The following is a 15,731-nucleotide window of genomic DNA, read 5'->3' on the forward strand; positions in this document are numbered from 1 at the left end:
TGTTTATCTCAACACTCGCCCCATCACTGGCATTCCAGCATATTTCGATGAGAACATGAACCTAGTGTGCTTATGAAGCACACAACAATCCTTATACCGTCACTCCAGCGAGCCAAAGCGAGACTAGGAGTCTCATGCAGCACATTTCTATACCCACAACGTCGCATGAACAACAAAATAGCAGATAACTTTGGAATGCCAGCCCGTTGCGTTATGCTTATCTCAACCTTTATCGCACGCTCGAACTCCCATGCCTTACGACGCATTCAACACTCAACTTGCAGAGACAATTTCTGCCCTAAATTCACCAAGTTTTACGCCTAAACTGATGCGCGTTATAGCTTCTTTATTGAGTTTTGATTGTGCGGTGATCCTCGGCTACCGCGAAGGCAAACACCCTATCTATCTGTATGATTCGATTGAGAATGAGCGCGAGCTTTTGTTTCAGCGTTACCTCACCACCTCTTTTCAAAACGACCCGTTTTACCAGAAGCTTAACGCCAACAAAGAGCAAGGCATCTTTACGCTCAAAGATGTCGTAGGCAAAGACGTCGCGCGTAACGATCTCGATTACCAAGCCTACTGTGAGCAGTTTTACCATCAAACGGGCTGGAAGGATGAACTCAGCATGCTGATCGAAATCGAGCCGACACGTTGGGTGATGCTCTACTTCGGTTTTATGCAAGACGATAAACGCTTCACCAAGCCTCAAGTCACCAAGCTCAAATCTTACTTCGCGATTATACAGTCTCTGTGCCAACAGCACTGGAAACAAACCGAGTTTACACTCGCCGAGCCAGTATTCAGCCCTAACGTTTATTCAAGGCAAATGCGTGCCGCGATTGAATCCGCACTGGCATCGTTTGGCCAAAGCGTCCTCACTAATCGAGAACAAGAAATCGCGGCATTGATCGCGCAAGGCTATGACAGCAAAGAGATTGCAACGCAGCTAGATGTGGCTGAGGGCACCGTTAAGAACCACCGTAAACGCATCTACGCACAACTGAATGTGGCGTCGTTAAGCGAGTTCTTTCAGCTGTTTCTTAACCACCTGATCACTCAATCAAGATAACAAACCGTCCCTTTAGGGATATACCTCGATTCCGCATCGCCTTTTAATCTGAATACAACCAAACCAGATAAAGATAAGATGATGACACTGATTGAAGATTTACAAGCTCGCGGCTTGATTTCCCAAGCGAGCGATTTAGAGCAAGTTCAACAACTGATTTCCGAGCCACAAACTTTGTACTGCGGTTTCGATCCAACCGCAGGTAGCTTGCACATCGGTCACCTTGTGCCACTGATTATGCTTAAGCGCTTTCAAGATGCAGGACACCAATCCATCGCTCTGATTGGTGGTGCGACCGGTATGATTGGTGACCCGAGCTTTAAAGCCACAGAGCGAAGTTTAAACTCAGAGAAAACCGTAACGGGCTGGGTACAAGATCTGTCGAACCAAATTCAACAGTTGATGAATAACCAAGTCAGCAAGCCAATGATCATGGTAAACAATGCGGATTGGGTGAAGCAGATTAACGTGATCGACTTCTTCCGTGATGTAGGTAAGCATTTCTCCGTGAACACCATGAGCAGCCGAGAGTCGGTGAAGCAACGCTTACAACGTCCAGACCAAGGCATCTCATTCACCGAGTTCAGTTACGCACTGCTGCAATCTTACGACTTCGCAGAATTAAACCGTCAGTACGGCTGCCGCCTACAAATCGGTGGCAATGACCAATGGGGCAACATTGTTAGCGGCATTGACCTTACTCGCCGTCAAAATGGTGAGCAGGTCTTCGGTCTAACCCTACCTTTGATCACCAAATCTGACGGCACTAAATTTGGTAAAACCGAAGGTGGCGCTGTGTGGTTAGATCCAAGTAAGACCTCGCCTTACGCTTTCTACCAATTCTGGTTATCCGCAGAAGATGCCGATGTTTACCACTTCCTACGCTACTACACCTTCTTGAGTTGCGATGAGATTGCCGCGATTGAAGCACAAGACAAAGAGAGCAAAGGCAAACCGCAAGCACAGCGTATCTTAGCAGAGCAAATGACGCGTTTTGTCCACAGTGAAGAAGGCTTAGCAAGTGCAGAGCGAATCACTCAAGCGCTATTTAGCGGCAATGTGCAACAACTCAGTTTGAGCGAGCTAAAACAGTTGGAACTCGATGGCTTGCCAAGCATGCAAAGTGCTGAGCAAGACTTGGTAGAACTACTGGTTGAATCGGGCTTAGCCAACTCAAAGCGCATTGCTCGTGAGCTGATTGGCAACAACGCCATCAGTGTGAACGGAGAGAAAGTGGATGCACAAAACCCAAGTTTGAACTTCCCGTTGTTCGATCAATACTGGTTGCTTCAACGCGGTAAAAAGCATTTCTACTTGGTGAAACGCATCGCGGGTTAACGGTTCCCATCTAACGACCTACGACCTACGACCTACGACCTACGACCTAGCGAACTTAACTAAAACGCGAGCCAAAGTACTCGCGTTTTTGATTCCCTATTTTGTGAAGCCAAAAGCTAACTTTAGAGTGGATGCCCGTTATAGTGTTGTTCTTCAAACACAACAAAATATAACAACACAAAACCATGATCAGACACATTCTACTCATCAAATTTAAAGCATCTGCCACCGACGACAAAATCCAACAACTTCGAGAGCTATTTGAAGCTATGCCAACGAAAGTGGAAGGCGTAACCGACGTCGAATGGGGCTTAAACAACAGCCCAGAAGGTAAAAACAAAGACTACACACACGCCGTGATGATGACGTTTGCCGATGAAGCGGGTCGTCAGAACTACCTACCTCACCCAGAGCACGATGCATTGAAAGAGGTATTTAGACCACGGCTTGAAGATATCATCGTGTTTGATTACGAAATCTGAACCTCTCAGATGAATATTCGGACAATTAAAAAGCCACCACAACAATTTTCATCATGGTGGCTTTTAGGGTTACTTCACGTGTTTAAAGTTTGGCAGAATCGTTTCTGGTTTCTGCTCAACAAACGCTTTGCTTGGTGAGTAAGCGCGGAAGTACACAAACCAGTTTTCATCTGGTCGAGTTTGTACCCAGTTTGCTTCATTCACACCTTCTGGCTTAGTGGGTGAGAAATGGAACGTGTAGTTACCGTTGGCGTCTTTCACTGTGCCCGGAACGTTAGATCCCACATCCGCACGTTGAATGTCGTTATCGATGATGGCGCGGTTTTCCACGTTGTACACAGTAATAGTCCAGAACAGGTCGGCGTAATTCACATCGCCATCTAAAGTTAGCGTGTAGTGATTACTGCCGTTTAGGCCATAGCCTTCGCCGTCACGATAGTTATCAAGGTAAATCTGACCCCAGCCACCATTTTCAAAGCCATGCATCGCAATATCGTTCGTCACCGCTTCATAAAACCATGCCGCGCGACCATCGAGATCCATGCCATAAGCGCGATCTTGGTTTGGTGTTGATGCTGTTGCCACTTCCCAGCGATTTCCCTCAGGGCCATATACAGACTGAGGTAAGCGCCCTGTTTTGTTGAAGTCGATATTCTTAGTCATTGCCTCACCAAGCACGACCGCTTCTTTCATGATCTTCAGTTGTTCGGCATTTGGTTCGAAAGGTTTACCCTTCTGAATACCCAATGGACGCAACATGTCATGCATCATGCGATCGCGCTCTGCAACAGGTTCTGTTTGAATAGCTTCGTTAAGCACTTGCCAAAACTCCATACCACGTGGATGTTTCGCATCGAGACCTTTTTTCGGGAAGTTAACACCTCGATCGCTGAGTGGTTTGCCATCCAAATGCGTGATTGACATCGACTCCAAGTCCGTCATGCGTTGTTTCTCGGTTTTCGCCATTAAGCGCACACCAAAAAAGACATAGTTGGTATCCGATTCAAGTACCACCGCATCTTTTGGTAGGTTCTTTGGTGTTTCGCTGCCCTTAGCTTTTATCACGTATGTGCCTGGCTTGGTCATTTGTGCAATGCCAATCTGCCACATGGTATGCACCGCACCACGCAGTTCGTCGGTCGGGATGTTCACCACTACGGGCTCTTTCTCTACGTTAAACCATGTAATCGCGTAAGGCGTTGAGGTGTTGTAAGTTAGGCCGCCCAATTTAGACTGGTGGGATGCCACATAAGTGATTTGTCCATCTTCTGAGCCCATTTTTTCATACGCCGCCTTCCACGCGTAGTTAGACGTCAGCGGAATAGACCAAATGTAAGCTTGTGTCGCACGCTGAAAATCCATCAGATTAAACAGTTTCTTTGAGCTTTCCTCTGTTGGAATGCCATTGAGCACGCTGGTTTCAAAAGCAAAATCACCAGAGCGGGTGTGCATGTTCTCAATCTTGATGTTGTTGTCTGCGTATGCGCTACTGGTTAAAGCGGCAAATATCAAACCAGAGATAAAGGTTTTCGTTACTTTTTTCATGTCTATTCTCTACTCGTCGTTTCAGGCGGTATCGGGCGGATGAAGTTGAAATCAGTCATTTCTTGACCAACTCAATGTGGCGCAGTATAAAAACAAGCCAAGACTAAAAATTGACATTTTGAGAATATTTGAGTGAAAAACGAATATCGATTGAGTGCGTTATACCTCTCTGCTTTCCCTAAATTGTGCAGACGATATGGTGTTGAGCCTCAAACCTTAACCTCAAAGCTCAATATTCAAATCTCAACTTTACACGATGAAAACCAAGAGCTTAGCCACCAGCAATTTGCAGAACTGCTGAACTTGGCTGCCAAAGAGACCAAAGACCCGCTGTTCGCCCTAGAGCTAAGTACCTTGATTGACTACCAGTCTTTGGACATCGCTATGTTGCTGATTGCCAGTCAGGAATCTCTCGCAAACATCTATCCTGTTTTGTTTGGTCTGTACAGCTATCAACAACGTGCTTCTCGCCATCAACTTGATATTCGTGACGACATTGCTCGCCACTTTACTCAGTTCTTATTCGAACCCAATGTCGATACAAGCCAACACGCTTTACTTTCCATCGGAGGCATTATTACGACGTTCAAGATGGTATTGGGAGAACGGTTGAAGTTGCATCAAGTGCATTTTAAAGCGCGCTACCAAGGTGAATCAGGAGCACAGCCGCAAACACAGATAGAACGTCTTGAACGTTTCTTTGGATGCAAAGTGATATTGGGTAGTCAGTTCGATGGTTTTGAGTTCCCCAAAGCCCTACTCACAGAAAAGCCCGATTTAGAGATGACCATTACCAATCAAATGCGACGCAAAGTCTCTCACGGCCTTCAACATCACAACACGCTATTGGAAATCACCACCAACTCGATTCTGTTATTGCTTCCTCTCGGTGATATCAGCAAAACCTTGGTCAGCAAAATGCTCGGCATCCACCCGAGAACGTTGCAGAACTTGTTGAACAAAAATAACCTCACCTACCGAGATATCGTCAATTCAGTTCGCGACACCGAGAGCAAGAAACTGCTCACCAACAGCGAATATCCAATCGGCACCATTGCTGACATGCTTTGCTACGCTTCTGCCGACTCTTTTATCCGCCAGTTCAAACGCACCAATGGTACTACCCCTTTGCAATATCGAAAGCAGCATCGCGTGTGACGGCTGGCAATCCGAGCTTGCAATTCGATTTGGTTATCACCTGAATTACATCAATTCATTTCTGTCATCACAGACATGTCGATAAAGTGAGGTCATCTCTTAATGACGACCTCAAGGTAAGCGACATGAAAAAGACCATCTTAGCGACTCTTATTGCCATCACCTCTATGCAGACCATGGCAGCCGTTGAAGTGACCGACGAAAACTTCGCCCGTGCAGAAACTGACCTGTACTTCACTCAACAACTAGAGCGCCAACCAATCAATGTGTTTGACCACAACCGAGACAGCGTCACCGTTGATAATCAGATGATCATTCGCTCAAACACCGACTTACTCTACTCGACAGCCGTGGTAGATGTGTCGAAAGGTGCCACTTTCCGTTTAGCGAAAGGTGATGCTTACCAAATCATGCATTTCTTCAACAACAATCACGACAACCACATGGCGATTTATGGTGGTGACGAGATCTACATTGATTCGAAAATTGCAGGCTCGGATTACATTTACATCCTGATGCGTACCGCTACGACAGCAGGCATGGAAGAGGCACATCGCTTACAAGATGCCGCCGTGATTGATGCAAAATCCGCAAAACCATTTAAGCCAGCGCAAGATTGGGACAGCGCCTCTCGCGACGCGGTGCGTGCGAAATGGGAGAAGCAAGTCAACACGATTAAGACAGAAGAAGCCTTTACTACTGGCATTACTGCAACGCCAGATAACAAGCAATTTATGATTGGTACCGCTGTGGGCTGGGCTGGCTTACCAGCAGAGTACGCGGTGTATTCCTCACGAGCAGGTACTGGCAAAGTTGAGTGTGCTGACATCACCTTCGACAAACCGTCACTAAGCTACGAAAAAGGCGGTTACTGGTCTATCACCGCATATTCAGGCAAAGGCTGGTTGATGACGGATAACAACAGCGCAGACTCAACCTCCGCTGTACCAAACAAAGATGGCTCTTACACCATTCACTTCGCACCGAAAGGCGAGACCTGTGGTGCCGGGAATAACGTAATTGAAGTGAACGATGCGGGCTGGAACTTCGCGCTGCGCGCTTACCGTCCAAGTGACAAAGCCAAAGCGATTGAAGAAATGCACAACTTCCCGAACGTGACGGCAAAGTAACGCAGAACAAGCGGAATCTCCTCAGGCCAAGACTCTGAGAACAAACCTCTAAGAACAAGCCTCTCGATGGAGAGGCTTATTGTTTTTCTTGGATGATGGCTTGAGAAGTAGCGATGATTTTTCGTTTTAGCCACTGATGCATAGGGTGCATGCGTTTATTGTGCGATTCCACCAGCACAATATTTTTTAGCTCATCCGGTGCGCGGTTTGGGAACGTGACATAGTCAAACTCACCGCGCAGATAATGAGCAAGCTGTCGAGAGCAAGGCAAGATGATCTCACTCTGTTTGACCACATCGAGCAAGGTATGCAGGTAGGAGCTTCGTGCTTTTACTTTCAATACTTCACTTGAAAGATGCTTAGCAATAAAGGGCTGAGTATCATTCCAACCCGGCACCACTAAACTGGCGTATTCTGCTTGATTGATTTCAGATTGAGACAGAGTCTTTCCTGCTAATGAATGGTTAGTTTTCACTAAACCAACAAAATCATCTTCACCAATCACTTGGTGGGTAAATTGCTTATTGGTGTCGATCGGCGAGTAATTGATGGCCGCTTGAATTTCGCCATCGAGCAACTTTTTGAGTGTTTGAGAACCCCAATTCACGATGTTTACTTGTGCGCTTGGTGCCTCTTCAATCACCGCGAGACACAAACGTGCACCGAGCCAGTTAGAAATAAAGCCGTTGATTGCAATGGTGATATTGCCTTGATAATCAGAAGGGTTAAAGATTGGGGAATCCAGAATGACCTCATCCAAGCTTTCCATGATCACGGGAAGCTTCTCTCCCAGTTCAAGCGCACGTGGCGTTGGCTTCAGGCCCGAGTGAACACGGGTAAACAACTCATCACCAAAGTAATCACGCAACCTTCCCAACGCTTTGCTGACTGCAGGTTGGCTAAGAGCCAGTCGGTCCCCAGCAATACGCGTGTTCTTAGTTTCAAGTAACACCAGAAAGATACGAAGTAAGTTGAGATCCAGTTGTTTCATTGCGGTTCGGTTCCCTAATACAACCTTGTTTAGTATCGACTGTTCATTCCGAATCGGTGGGACATATCGTCGTCCATACGACCACCTTTCCAACCACCTGAACCAAACAAATTCAGTACATCTTGTGCGGTGTAATCACCACCATCGAAAAAGTCATTCGAAACATCGTCACGCAACGACAAGACTTCCGTTTTCGCCTCTGAACTCAGTTCCTGCGGGTTTACATAAAGCGCTAAAGCGATTTGTTGTTGGCGCTTGCTCAACTCGCTTGTGCTGCTTTTTACTTGCCCGATAGAGAAATACTCGCGGCTGCCATAGCCCTTAATCAATCGGGCGGAGAGCAGCTTGATGACTTTCTTAATTCGACGACGTTGAATGACTCTCAGCACATTAATTTCCTATTTCTCTTTTCAAAAAAGTATCGGTTATCAAAAGTCACGTTATATTTTGTGCATAACGTTATGATGCTTTAGAGTGTCACGGTTTAGTACAGTGTTCAATAAGCATGGAGCGCCAGTGTGAAAATCGACGATCTTAAACTCTTCATTAAAGTGGTCGAGCTAGGAAGCTTTACCGCCGCGGCAAACGCATTGGATCTGCCGCGCGCGAATGTGAGTCGACGAATTGGCGATTTAGAGCAATCCCTTGGCGCTCAGCTTTTCCATCGCACCACGCGCAGTTTATCGCTGACCAACAACGGCGAAGCCTATTATGAGAACCTACAAAAAGCGCTGACGATGCTCGACTCGGCGAACGAACAAGTCAGCAACGACACCAACGAGGTCCGCGGTCGAATAAAGCTTGGATTGCTGCCAGAGACCGACGAACTGGTGCGCCCTATTTTGTTCGATTTCCATGATAAGTACCCGCACGTTGAATTGGACATTCGCAACATCAACAATGGCTTCAGAGACATGTTCCAACAAGGCTTAGACATCGCTTTTCATGGTGGTGCACTGTTTGATTCCGACATTGTTGCCCGTAAGCTTTTAACGCTCGACCGTTGTTTAGTCGCTTCTCCCAATTACCTTGAAACACATGGCATGCCAGAGAACTTAGAGCAACTAAAGGAACATCAGTGTGTTTGTTTTCGTTGGCCAAATGGCGAAATAGACAATGTTTGGCACTTCCAAGAGCAAAGTGTGCAGCTTAGTCCAAAACTTATCTCCAATAACATCGGCTTTATTAAGAACGCGACCATCTTAAATCGCGGCATTACCTTTATGCCCAAAGTGTTGGTGAGACGAGAGCTGGAATCCGGCGATTTAGTACAGTTATTGTCACACTATTCTGTCACGGAAGAATCGGGCTGGTTGCTTTACCCACAACCTAAAACGCTAAGCCAAGCGAGTCGTCTACTTATTGACCACCTAACTAATGAAATCCCAAAACTTATTTAGATGAATATATTGTCTCGAATTTTGAGACAGTGAGTCACGCTACTGGGTAATTATCTGAACAGTGTACAATTGTATGATGGCACCAAATTTATGGAGCCATTGTATGAATCGTCTATTCAAAACCACTGCCTTGAGTGCTGCGACACTTACCCTATTTGGTTGTAATCAGAGCCAAGCCACTCTGGAAGAACCGAAATCCTCACGTCCAATTCAAGTGATCGAAGTTTCTGCTGAAAACACTGCATTGAACAAATCTTTTAGCGGCATTGTTCAGGCTAAAGAAAGCGCATCTCTTTCTTTCCGTGTCCCTGGCACCGTTGAGCGCGTTTTGGTGAAGAAAGGCGATCATGTCGAGAAGGGAGAGATCATAGCTACGCTTGACCCTCACGATTACCAAGTTTCTTTGGAAGAACTCCAAGCACGTATGTTAGAAGCGAAGTCCGCGCATAAACTCGCAAAGGCTGAGCTAAAACGCGTGAAGCAAGCGACGGCAGACGACGCGATTGCCAGCGTTAATTTAGATCGTGCCATCAGCGGTTATGAACGCAGCTTGTCCGCAGTGAAAGTGGTTGAGAAAAATATCCAACGCGCGGAAGACGCTCTGGCATACACCACACTACGAGCACCATTCACTGGTAACATAGGTGAAATTCGCATTGACGCATTTGAGCAAACTCTGCCAGGAGTGAGTGTTGCTACCATTCAACAAGATGGTCAATGGGAAGTCGATATCGACGTGCCTGAAAACATGATTCGCCAGTTCAGTCTTGGTCAATCTGCGGCACTTTCTTGGTATGCATCGGAACACGCTTATGATGCGAAAGTGACTGAAATTGCGCCGAAAAAGCACCTACTCAAACAAACATATCCTGTCACCTTAGCGATCGACTCACTATCTACTGAGTTATTCAATGGCAAAGCAGTGACAGTGACAACTTCATTCCAGCCTAGCCAATCTAGCCATTGCTTCCCGTACTCTGCGATTTTGGGCGAGAAGAAAACGCTTCACGTCAACGTCGTGCGCGATGCGGTTGTTCATACCGAGCCAGTGAGTTTGAAATCTATCGATGCTCATCAAGCTTGCGTGTCTGGCACTTTCCGCCAAGGTGACTATGTCGTGATCAGCGGAACGCATTACCTCAAACCTGGCGACAACACGCCAAACCTAACCATCAAAACGCTATAGGTCTTAACCATGCTCAATTTAGCTGAATTCGCGATAAGACAGCGTACTTTCGTGCTGTTTTTCATCGCTTTAAGTGTGGTGGCGGGTATCTACTCTTACTTCGATTTGGGTAAGTTAGAAGATCCAAGTTTCACCGTAAAAACAGCAGTAGTCGTCACCTTGTATCCGGGGGCGTCAGCCCAAGAGGTTGAACACCAAGTCACGGATACCATTGAAACCAAGCTGCAAGAAATGGCCGAGCTTAACCGCCTGCGTTCATTGTCTCGCCCAGGCATGTCGATGGTATTTGTCGACTTAAAGGAAAGCCTCAACTCCAAGGCATTGCCTCAGCAGTGGGACTTGCTGCGCCGCAAAGTAGACGACGTGAAGCTACAGCTACCTTCCACTGCACAAATCAGTATTGTGCAAGATGAATTCTCTGAAGTGTACGGCATGCTTTTCTCTATCCACAGTAACGATGCTGCTCCAGAAGAACTGCGCCGCTATGCAGAAGAGCTTCAACGCCAAATTAAAGCGGTAAAAGGCATCAAAAAGATCGAACTTCACGGTGTACAGCCACGTGTCGTACATATCGATATGCCCGATGAGCGTTTAGCACAGTACGGCCTATCTGTTGCGCAGGTGTGGAACCAGCTCAGCACACAAAACATGACCTTTGAAGCGGGCAAATTCGATGCTGGGACAGAGCGTATTCGCGTCACACAAACCAGTGAATTTCAATCATTAGACGATATTCGTAACTTGGTCATCAAAGGTGGCGTAAGTGAACTAGGAACTGGTTTGATTCGCTTAGGTGATATTGCTGACGTCACCATGGGTTACCAAACGCCGGCGCTGACAGAAAGCCGATTTAACGGTGAAGCTGCGGTGACGCTAGCTGTAAGTCCAGTAGAAGGCATTAACGTAGTGTCATTGGGCGATACCATTCGTGACATTATCCACAACTACGAGCAGACGCTGCCCCTTGGTGTAGATATTTCTACCGTGGCTTATCAGCCTGAAGAAGTACAAAAAGCGATTGATAACTTTGTCGGCAACCTGCTGGAAAGTGTCGCTATTGTATTTGTAGTGCTATTGGTCTTCATGGGCTTTAAGAGTGCAACGATTGTTGGTTCTAGCTTGCTGCTAACTATCTTACTCACGCTGATTTACATGAACATCGCAGGCATCGACTTACACCGCGTCTCATTAGGAACCTTCATCCTTGCTCTGGGCATGCTGGTAGACAATGCCATCGTGATCACTGACATGATGATTGTAAAGCTGAGCAAAGGCATCGAGCGCACTCGTGCCGCTATTGATTCAGTGAAAGAAACCGCAGTGCCACTGCTTGGTGCGACCATCATCGCCATCATGGGTGCAAGTCCGGTGCTGTTCTCCAAAACCGACTCAGCCGAGTTTGCGGGTTCCGTCTTCTACATCGTAGCGTCTTCGCTTCTTCTGTCTTGGTTGGTCGCGATGACCTTCACCGTACTGATGTGCTGGATGTTCATCAAACCAACACCTATCGATGAAGACGCAAAGCCAAGCCGTTACAAGCAGTTGGTGTTTTGGACAGTTGATAATCCAATCAAAGCACTGACAACATTGATTCCTCTGCTTTTAGTGACTACCGTGGCCGTACCTTACGTAGCGGTGAACTTTATCCCGCAATCGTATCGCCCTATCGTGTTTCTTGATTACTGGTTACCGAATGGCGCCAAGATCGAGCAAACCTCAGCAGACATGCGCAAAGTCGAGCAGTGGCTACTCAAGCAGCCAGAAGTAGAAAGCATCTCTAGCTATATGGGCGCAAGTGCACCGCGCTTCTCGGTGACCGTAGAACCAGAGCCGCTAGACCCTGCATACGGGCAGATATTAATTAACACCAAGGATTACGAAAGCATCAATAAGCTCGTTGAACGTGGAGACAAATGGCTGCAAAACCAGTTCCCAGATGCAGAGCCACGCTTTAGAGCACTAAAACTGGCGACGTCAGACAAGTACGCGGTAGAAGCTCGCTTCTCGGGTCCAGATGAAGTGGTATTGCACCAGTTGGCGGATCAAGCTAAAGCCATCTTAGCTACTCACCCAGATGCAAAGTACGTTCGTGATGACTGGCGTCAAGAAAGCAAGGTGCTCAAACCCATCATCAACCAAGACAAGATGCGTCAAGCTGGAATTAACCGTGCGGACATCGCCTTTGCTTTAAAACGCGCTTCTGATGGCATGCCGCTAGGTCAGATGAACCTTAATGATGAGCTGATTCCGATTCAGCTGCGTGGCACATCTCAAAACATGGCGTCACTAGAAACTCTTCCAGTGCGTTCATTGCTAGGCATTCACAGTGTGCCTCTCGGGCAAGTGGTTGATGGCTTTGAACTCGTACCGGAAGAGAGCATGATTTGGCGTCGAGACCGAGTCAAAACCATCACTGCACAAGCGGGTGTAGCGCGTCACTCGACGCCGGCAACCGTAAGAAATGCTGTTAAAGAACAGATTGAAGCTATTCACCTTCCTGCGGGTTACAGGATGGAATGGGGAGGCGAGTTCTACGACGAGCACAAAGCGGTCACAGATATCTTCAAGCAGCTACCGAAAGCAATGTTGATCATGGTGATCATTTTGGTGGCGATGTTTAACGGCTTTAAACAGCCAATCATCATCTTTGCGACTTTGCCATTAGCCGCGACGGGGGCCACCTTTGCGCTAATTGGTTTTGATAAACCATTTGGTTTCATGGCGTTAATTGGTGCAGTAACACTAACGGGGATGATCATTAAAAACGGCATTGTATTGATGGATCAAATCGAGCTTGAGCGAGCAAATGGGCGCCCGTTGGCAGATGCTATCAAAGAAGCAACCGTTAACCGCACCATAGCGATATCGATGGGTGCATTGACAACGGCTCTTGGCATGATCCCTTTGCTGTCGGACCTACTGTTCGACCAAATGGCCGCAACTATTATCGGCGGGTTAGCAGCGGCAACCGTATTGTCACTGCTCATCATGCCTGCGCTGTATAGCTTGGCATACAAAGACAAACCACAAACGACCCAAACAGACGCTGAAATGAAGGAGGCGTAATCATGAAAAAATTCGTTATTGCGCCACTAGTATTGGCAATGAGTTTATCTGGTTGTGCGGTTGGCCCAGATTATCAAGCACCGACCACCAGCATGGCAGAAACCTATCTGCATGTTGAGCAAGATGGCGCTAGCCAAAATCGTGAGAACGAAGCCTTTTGGTGGACAGAGTTTAATGACCCAACACTGAATGACTTAGTTCTCGATATGCAAAGCCAAAACATCCCGCTCAAGGTAGCGGCAGAGCGTATCAAGATGGCTGACAGCTACAAAACCGTTGTAGAGTCATTCAAAGTACCTACCGTCAATGTAGGTGCAGGTTACTTCAATTACCAACTGAGTAAGAACGATTCACTGCTTGGTCCTGCGCTCAATCCTATTGGCGATTCAGCAGCAGGCTTACCACCACAAATTGGTAACACGACACTGTTGGATAACCAGCATGACGGCGTATTCGCAGGGGCGAGCATCGCATGGGAATTGGACTTATTTGGCCGTATTGACCGCCAGTCCAATGCTGCAAAAATTCGAGTTGAGCAAGCAGAGATTTATCAAAGCGGGCTAACGACTTTGCTTACTGCGGATTTGATTCATAACTACTTGCAGTATCAAGGGGCAAGCGAGCGTCTTGACTTAGCCAAATCAAACCTTGAAGACCAACAGAAAACCATGGCGTTGGTCGAGAAGGTGGTTCGCAGTGGTTATGGCTCCGCCCTCGATTTAGCACAAGCTAAGGCAACGTTGGCAGCGATGGAATCGATTATCCCGCAACTAGAAATCGCACAGCAAGTTCATAAACATCGCATCGCGGTACTAATTGGTGAGCCGCTGTCGAAAGTCGAGACCAGACTTGCAGACACTCAGGGAGTGCCAGCGATGCAGAACATGGTACCAGTGGGCTTACCTTCTGACTTGTTACAACGTCGTCCTGATATTCGTCTTGCAGAACGTGAAATGGCAGCCATCAATGAAGAACTTGCGGCAAGTATCGCCAATCAATATCCAAAGTTCTTCCTAACGGGAGCGCCGGGCGTGTCTGCCTCTAGCTTTGATGATCTATTCAGCAGTGATTCTTTCGGTTGGGTTGGTGCGGCTGGTATCAGTTGGAATATCTTCGATGGTGGTCGCGGCGATGCGCTTGAAGAGATCAACCAAGCTCGTTTTGATGCAGCAACGCTGACTTACCAACATGCCGTAGATTCCGCCTTTGCTGAAGTGGATTCAACCTTGTTTGCTTATGGCAGAAGCCAAGAAAACCAGCGTCGAATTGATGATGCACTCGTAGCAACAGACAAAGCCGTGAGTAAAGCCAAGTCACTCTACCGTGCTGGGTTGATTGACCACTTGTCAGTGCTCGATGCTCAGCGTCAACAGCGCTTGATGCAAGACAGGCAAGTCGCGGCCAAGTTACAAACGGCTCAAGTCACGGTTGCGCTCTACAAGTCGCTGGGTGGAGATTGGACATTAGAGCAATCATCGCTGAGTGAAAGTCAGTAAATTAAGCCACGGTTTTGGGGAGGGGCTAGGTTCACAGGGGACCTCGAACCTGACCTCTCCTCTTTTTTATTAGTGCATAAAGTCGCGCATTAGCTCGCATTATCTATAGTTAAAAGGATTGAAATCAGAGAGTAAGGAAGGAACTCCTCATGATGACATTAATCTTTTTGCTGTTGTTAATCGCAATGCTAAGCGCGTTTTTAGGTAAGAAAGCAGTGGGCTACGCCTTCTTTGCTTCCTCAGTGATCATTGGTTTGTATTGGTTCAATCATCACGCCACCGATCCTCTTTCAATTTTGCTGTAAAGGGGACTGCACATGAATAGAAATAATCTAGCTTTACTCAATACTCTTGGTCTGCTTGGCATGACTGCCGTGCTGTTGATTGGCTTTGTGCTGCAATTCGTTCTGAATGAGCTGCCTTGTCCACTGTGCTTATTGCAACGTATCGGCTTCATTATGATCATGTTTGGTTTCTTATTGAACGTGGTCTATGGCCCGCAATCACGACACTATGGTGTAGTACTGATCGGTGCGCTATACGGTGTGGCAACGTCACTGAGACAAGTTTCGTTGCACGTGATTCCTGGTACGCCGGGTTACGGTAGCCCTATCTTTGGGATGCACTATTACACTTGGGCGTTTGTCTTGTTTGTTGCCACAATATTTGCGGTCGCAGTCATCCTCATGCTGACCAATAAAGAAGAGTCATCAGAGCCTTATGAAATGAGTAATCTGGGACGTATCACGTGCCTACTCGCGATCTCTGTCGTGGCACTTAATGTGATTGGCACGTTCGCGGAGTGTGGTCCTTATCAATGTCCAGATAATCCAGAGAGCTACTGGCTGTTTAATTAACAAGTCTTTT

General features: G+C 47.1%; 14 protein-coding genes. 11 read left to right on the forward strand and 3 right to left on the reverse strand.

Annotation, left to right across the window (positions count from 1 at the left end):
* Positions 1-250: 250 nt before the first annotated feature.
* From GXP65_RS07345 to GXP65_RS07355, 3 genes are all read left to right on the forward strand, one after another.
* Positions 251-1,072 carry a LuxR family transcriptional regulator gene (locus tag GXP65_RS07345; RefSeq protein WP_162092408.1) on the forward strand — a complete coding sequence of 274 codons (822 nt, stop codon included), beginning with the start codon at positions 251-253 and terminating at the stop codon, positions 1,070-1,072.
* An 81-nt stretch (positions 1,073-1,153) separates the two neighbouring features.
* Positions 1,154-2,410: a tyrosine--tRNA ligase gene (tyrS, locus tag GXP65_RS07350; protein ID WP_162092438.1), complete on the forward strand. Its 1,257-nt coding sequence runs from the start codon at positions 1,154-1,156 to the stop codon at positions 2,408-2,410.
* Between the two features lie 185 nt (positions 2,411-2,595).
* A complete protein-coding gene (locus GXP65_RS07355) occupies positions 2,596-2,892 on the forward strand; it encodes a Dabb family protein (RefSeq protein WP_162092409.1) in 297 nt (98 codons plus the stop codon).
* A gap of 69 nt (positions 2,893-2,961) precedes the next feature.
* Here GXP65_RS07355 and GXP65_RS07360 read toward each other — a convergent pair whose 3' ends face one another.
* Positions 2,962-4,437, reverse strand: a complete 1,476-nt coding sequence (locus GXP65_RS07360; protein ID WP_162092410.1) for a DUF1214 domain-containing protein — start codon at positions 4,435-4,437, stop codon at positions 2,962-2,964.
* A 132-nt stretch (positions 4,438-4,569) separates the two neighbouring features.
* Between GXP65_RS07360 and GXP65_RS07365 the strand changes: the two genes are divergently transcribed.
* Positions 4,570-5,595 carry an AraC family transcriptional regulator gene (locus GXP65_RS07365; RefSeq protein WP_162092411.1) on the forward strand — a complete coding sequence of 342 codons (1,026 nt, stop codon included), beginning with the start codon at positions 4,570-4,572 and terminating at the stop codon, positions 5,593-5,595.
* A gap of 125 nt (positions 5,596-5,720) precedes the next feature.
* On the forward strand, positions 5,721-6,725 hold the full coding sequence (locus GXP65_RS07370; RefSeq protein ID WP_162092412.1) for a DUF1214 domain-containing protein: 1,005 nt from the start codon (positions 5,721-5,723) through the stop codon (positions 6,723-6,725).
* 76 nt (positions 6,726-6,801) lie between these two features.
* Here GXP65_RS07370 and GXP65_RS07375 read toward each other — a convergent pair whose 3' ends face one another.
* Complete coding sequence (locus tag GXP65_RS07375; RefSeq protein ID WP_162092413.1) at positions 6,802-7,716, reverse strand: LysR family transcriptional regulator; 915 nt, start codon at positions 7,714-7,716, stop codon at positions 6,802-6,804.
* Between the two features lie 29 nt (positions 7,717-7,745).
* The gene (locus GXP65_RS07380) at positions 7,746-8,105 is read right to left on the reverse strand and encodes a DUF6559 family protein (RefSeq protein ID WP_162092414.1); all 360 of its coding nucleotides are present in this window, start codon (positions 8,103-8,105) and stop codon (positions 7,746-7,748) included.
* 129 nt (positions 8,106-8,234) lie between these two features.
* Here GXP65_RS07380 and GXP65_RS07385 point away from each other — a divergent pair, with 129 nt between their 5' ends.
* The 6 genes from GXP65_RS07385 to GXP65_RS07405 all read left to right on the forward strand — a co-directional run bounded on the left by GXP65_RS07385 (position 8,235) and on the right by GXP65_RS07405 (position 15,721).
* On the forward strand, positions 8,235-9,116 hold the full coding sequence (locus GXP65_RS07385) for a LysR family transcriptional regulator (protein WP_162092415.1): 882 nt from the start codon (positions 8,235-8,237) through the stop codon (positions 9,114-9,116).
* Between the two features lie 103 nt (positions 9,117-9,219).
* On the forward strand, positions 9,220-10,302 hold the full coding sequence (locus tag GXP65_RS07390; RefSeq protein ID WP_162092416.1) for an efflux RND transporter periplasmic adaptor subunit: 1,083 nt from the start codon (positions 9,220-9,222) through the stop codon (positions 10,300-10,302).
* A gap of 9 nt (positions 10,303-10,311) precedes the next feature.
* Positions 10,312-13,368: an efflux RND transporter permease subunit gene (locus GXP65_RS07395; protein ID WP_162092417.1), complete on the forward strand. Its 3,057-nt coding sequence runs from the start codon at positions 10,312-10,314 to the stop codon at positions 13,366-13,368.
* 2 nt (positions 13,369-13,370) lie between these two features.
* Positions 13,371-14,864 (forward strand): efflux transporter outer membrane subunit, encoded by a 1,494-nt coding sequence (locus GXP65_RS07400; protein ID WP_162092418.1) that lies wholly within the window; start codon positions 13,371-13,373, stop codon positions 14,862-14,864.
* Positions 14,865-15,013: 149 nt separating this feature from the next.
* On the forward strand, positions 15,014-15,169 hold the full coding sequence (locus GXP65_RS25020; protein WP_005429588.1) for a DUF5993 family protein: 156 nt from the start codon (positions 15,014-15,016) through the stop codon (positions 15,167-15,169).
* Between the two features lie 12 nt (positions 15,170-15,181).
* Positions 15,182-15,721 (forward strand): disulfide bond formation protein B, encoded by a 540-nt coding sequence (locus tag GXP65_RS07405; RefSeq protein ID WP_005429586.1) that lies wholly within the window; start codon positions 15,182-15,184, stop codon positions 15,719-15,721.
* Positions 15,722-15,731: the final 10 nt, after the last annotated feature.

The organism is Vibrio sp. LB10LO1, assembly GCF_010092875.1.
GTDB lineage: Bacteria > Pseudomonadota > Gammaproteobacteria > Enterobacterales > Vibrionaceae > Vibrio > Vibrio campbellii.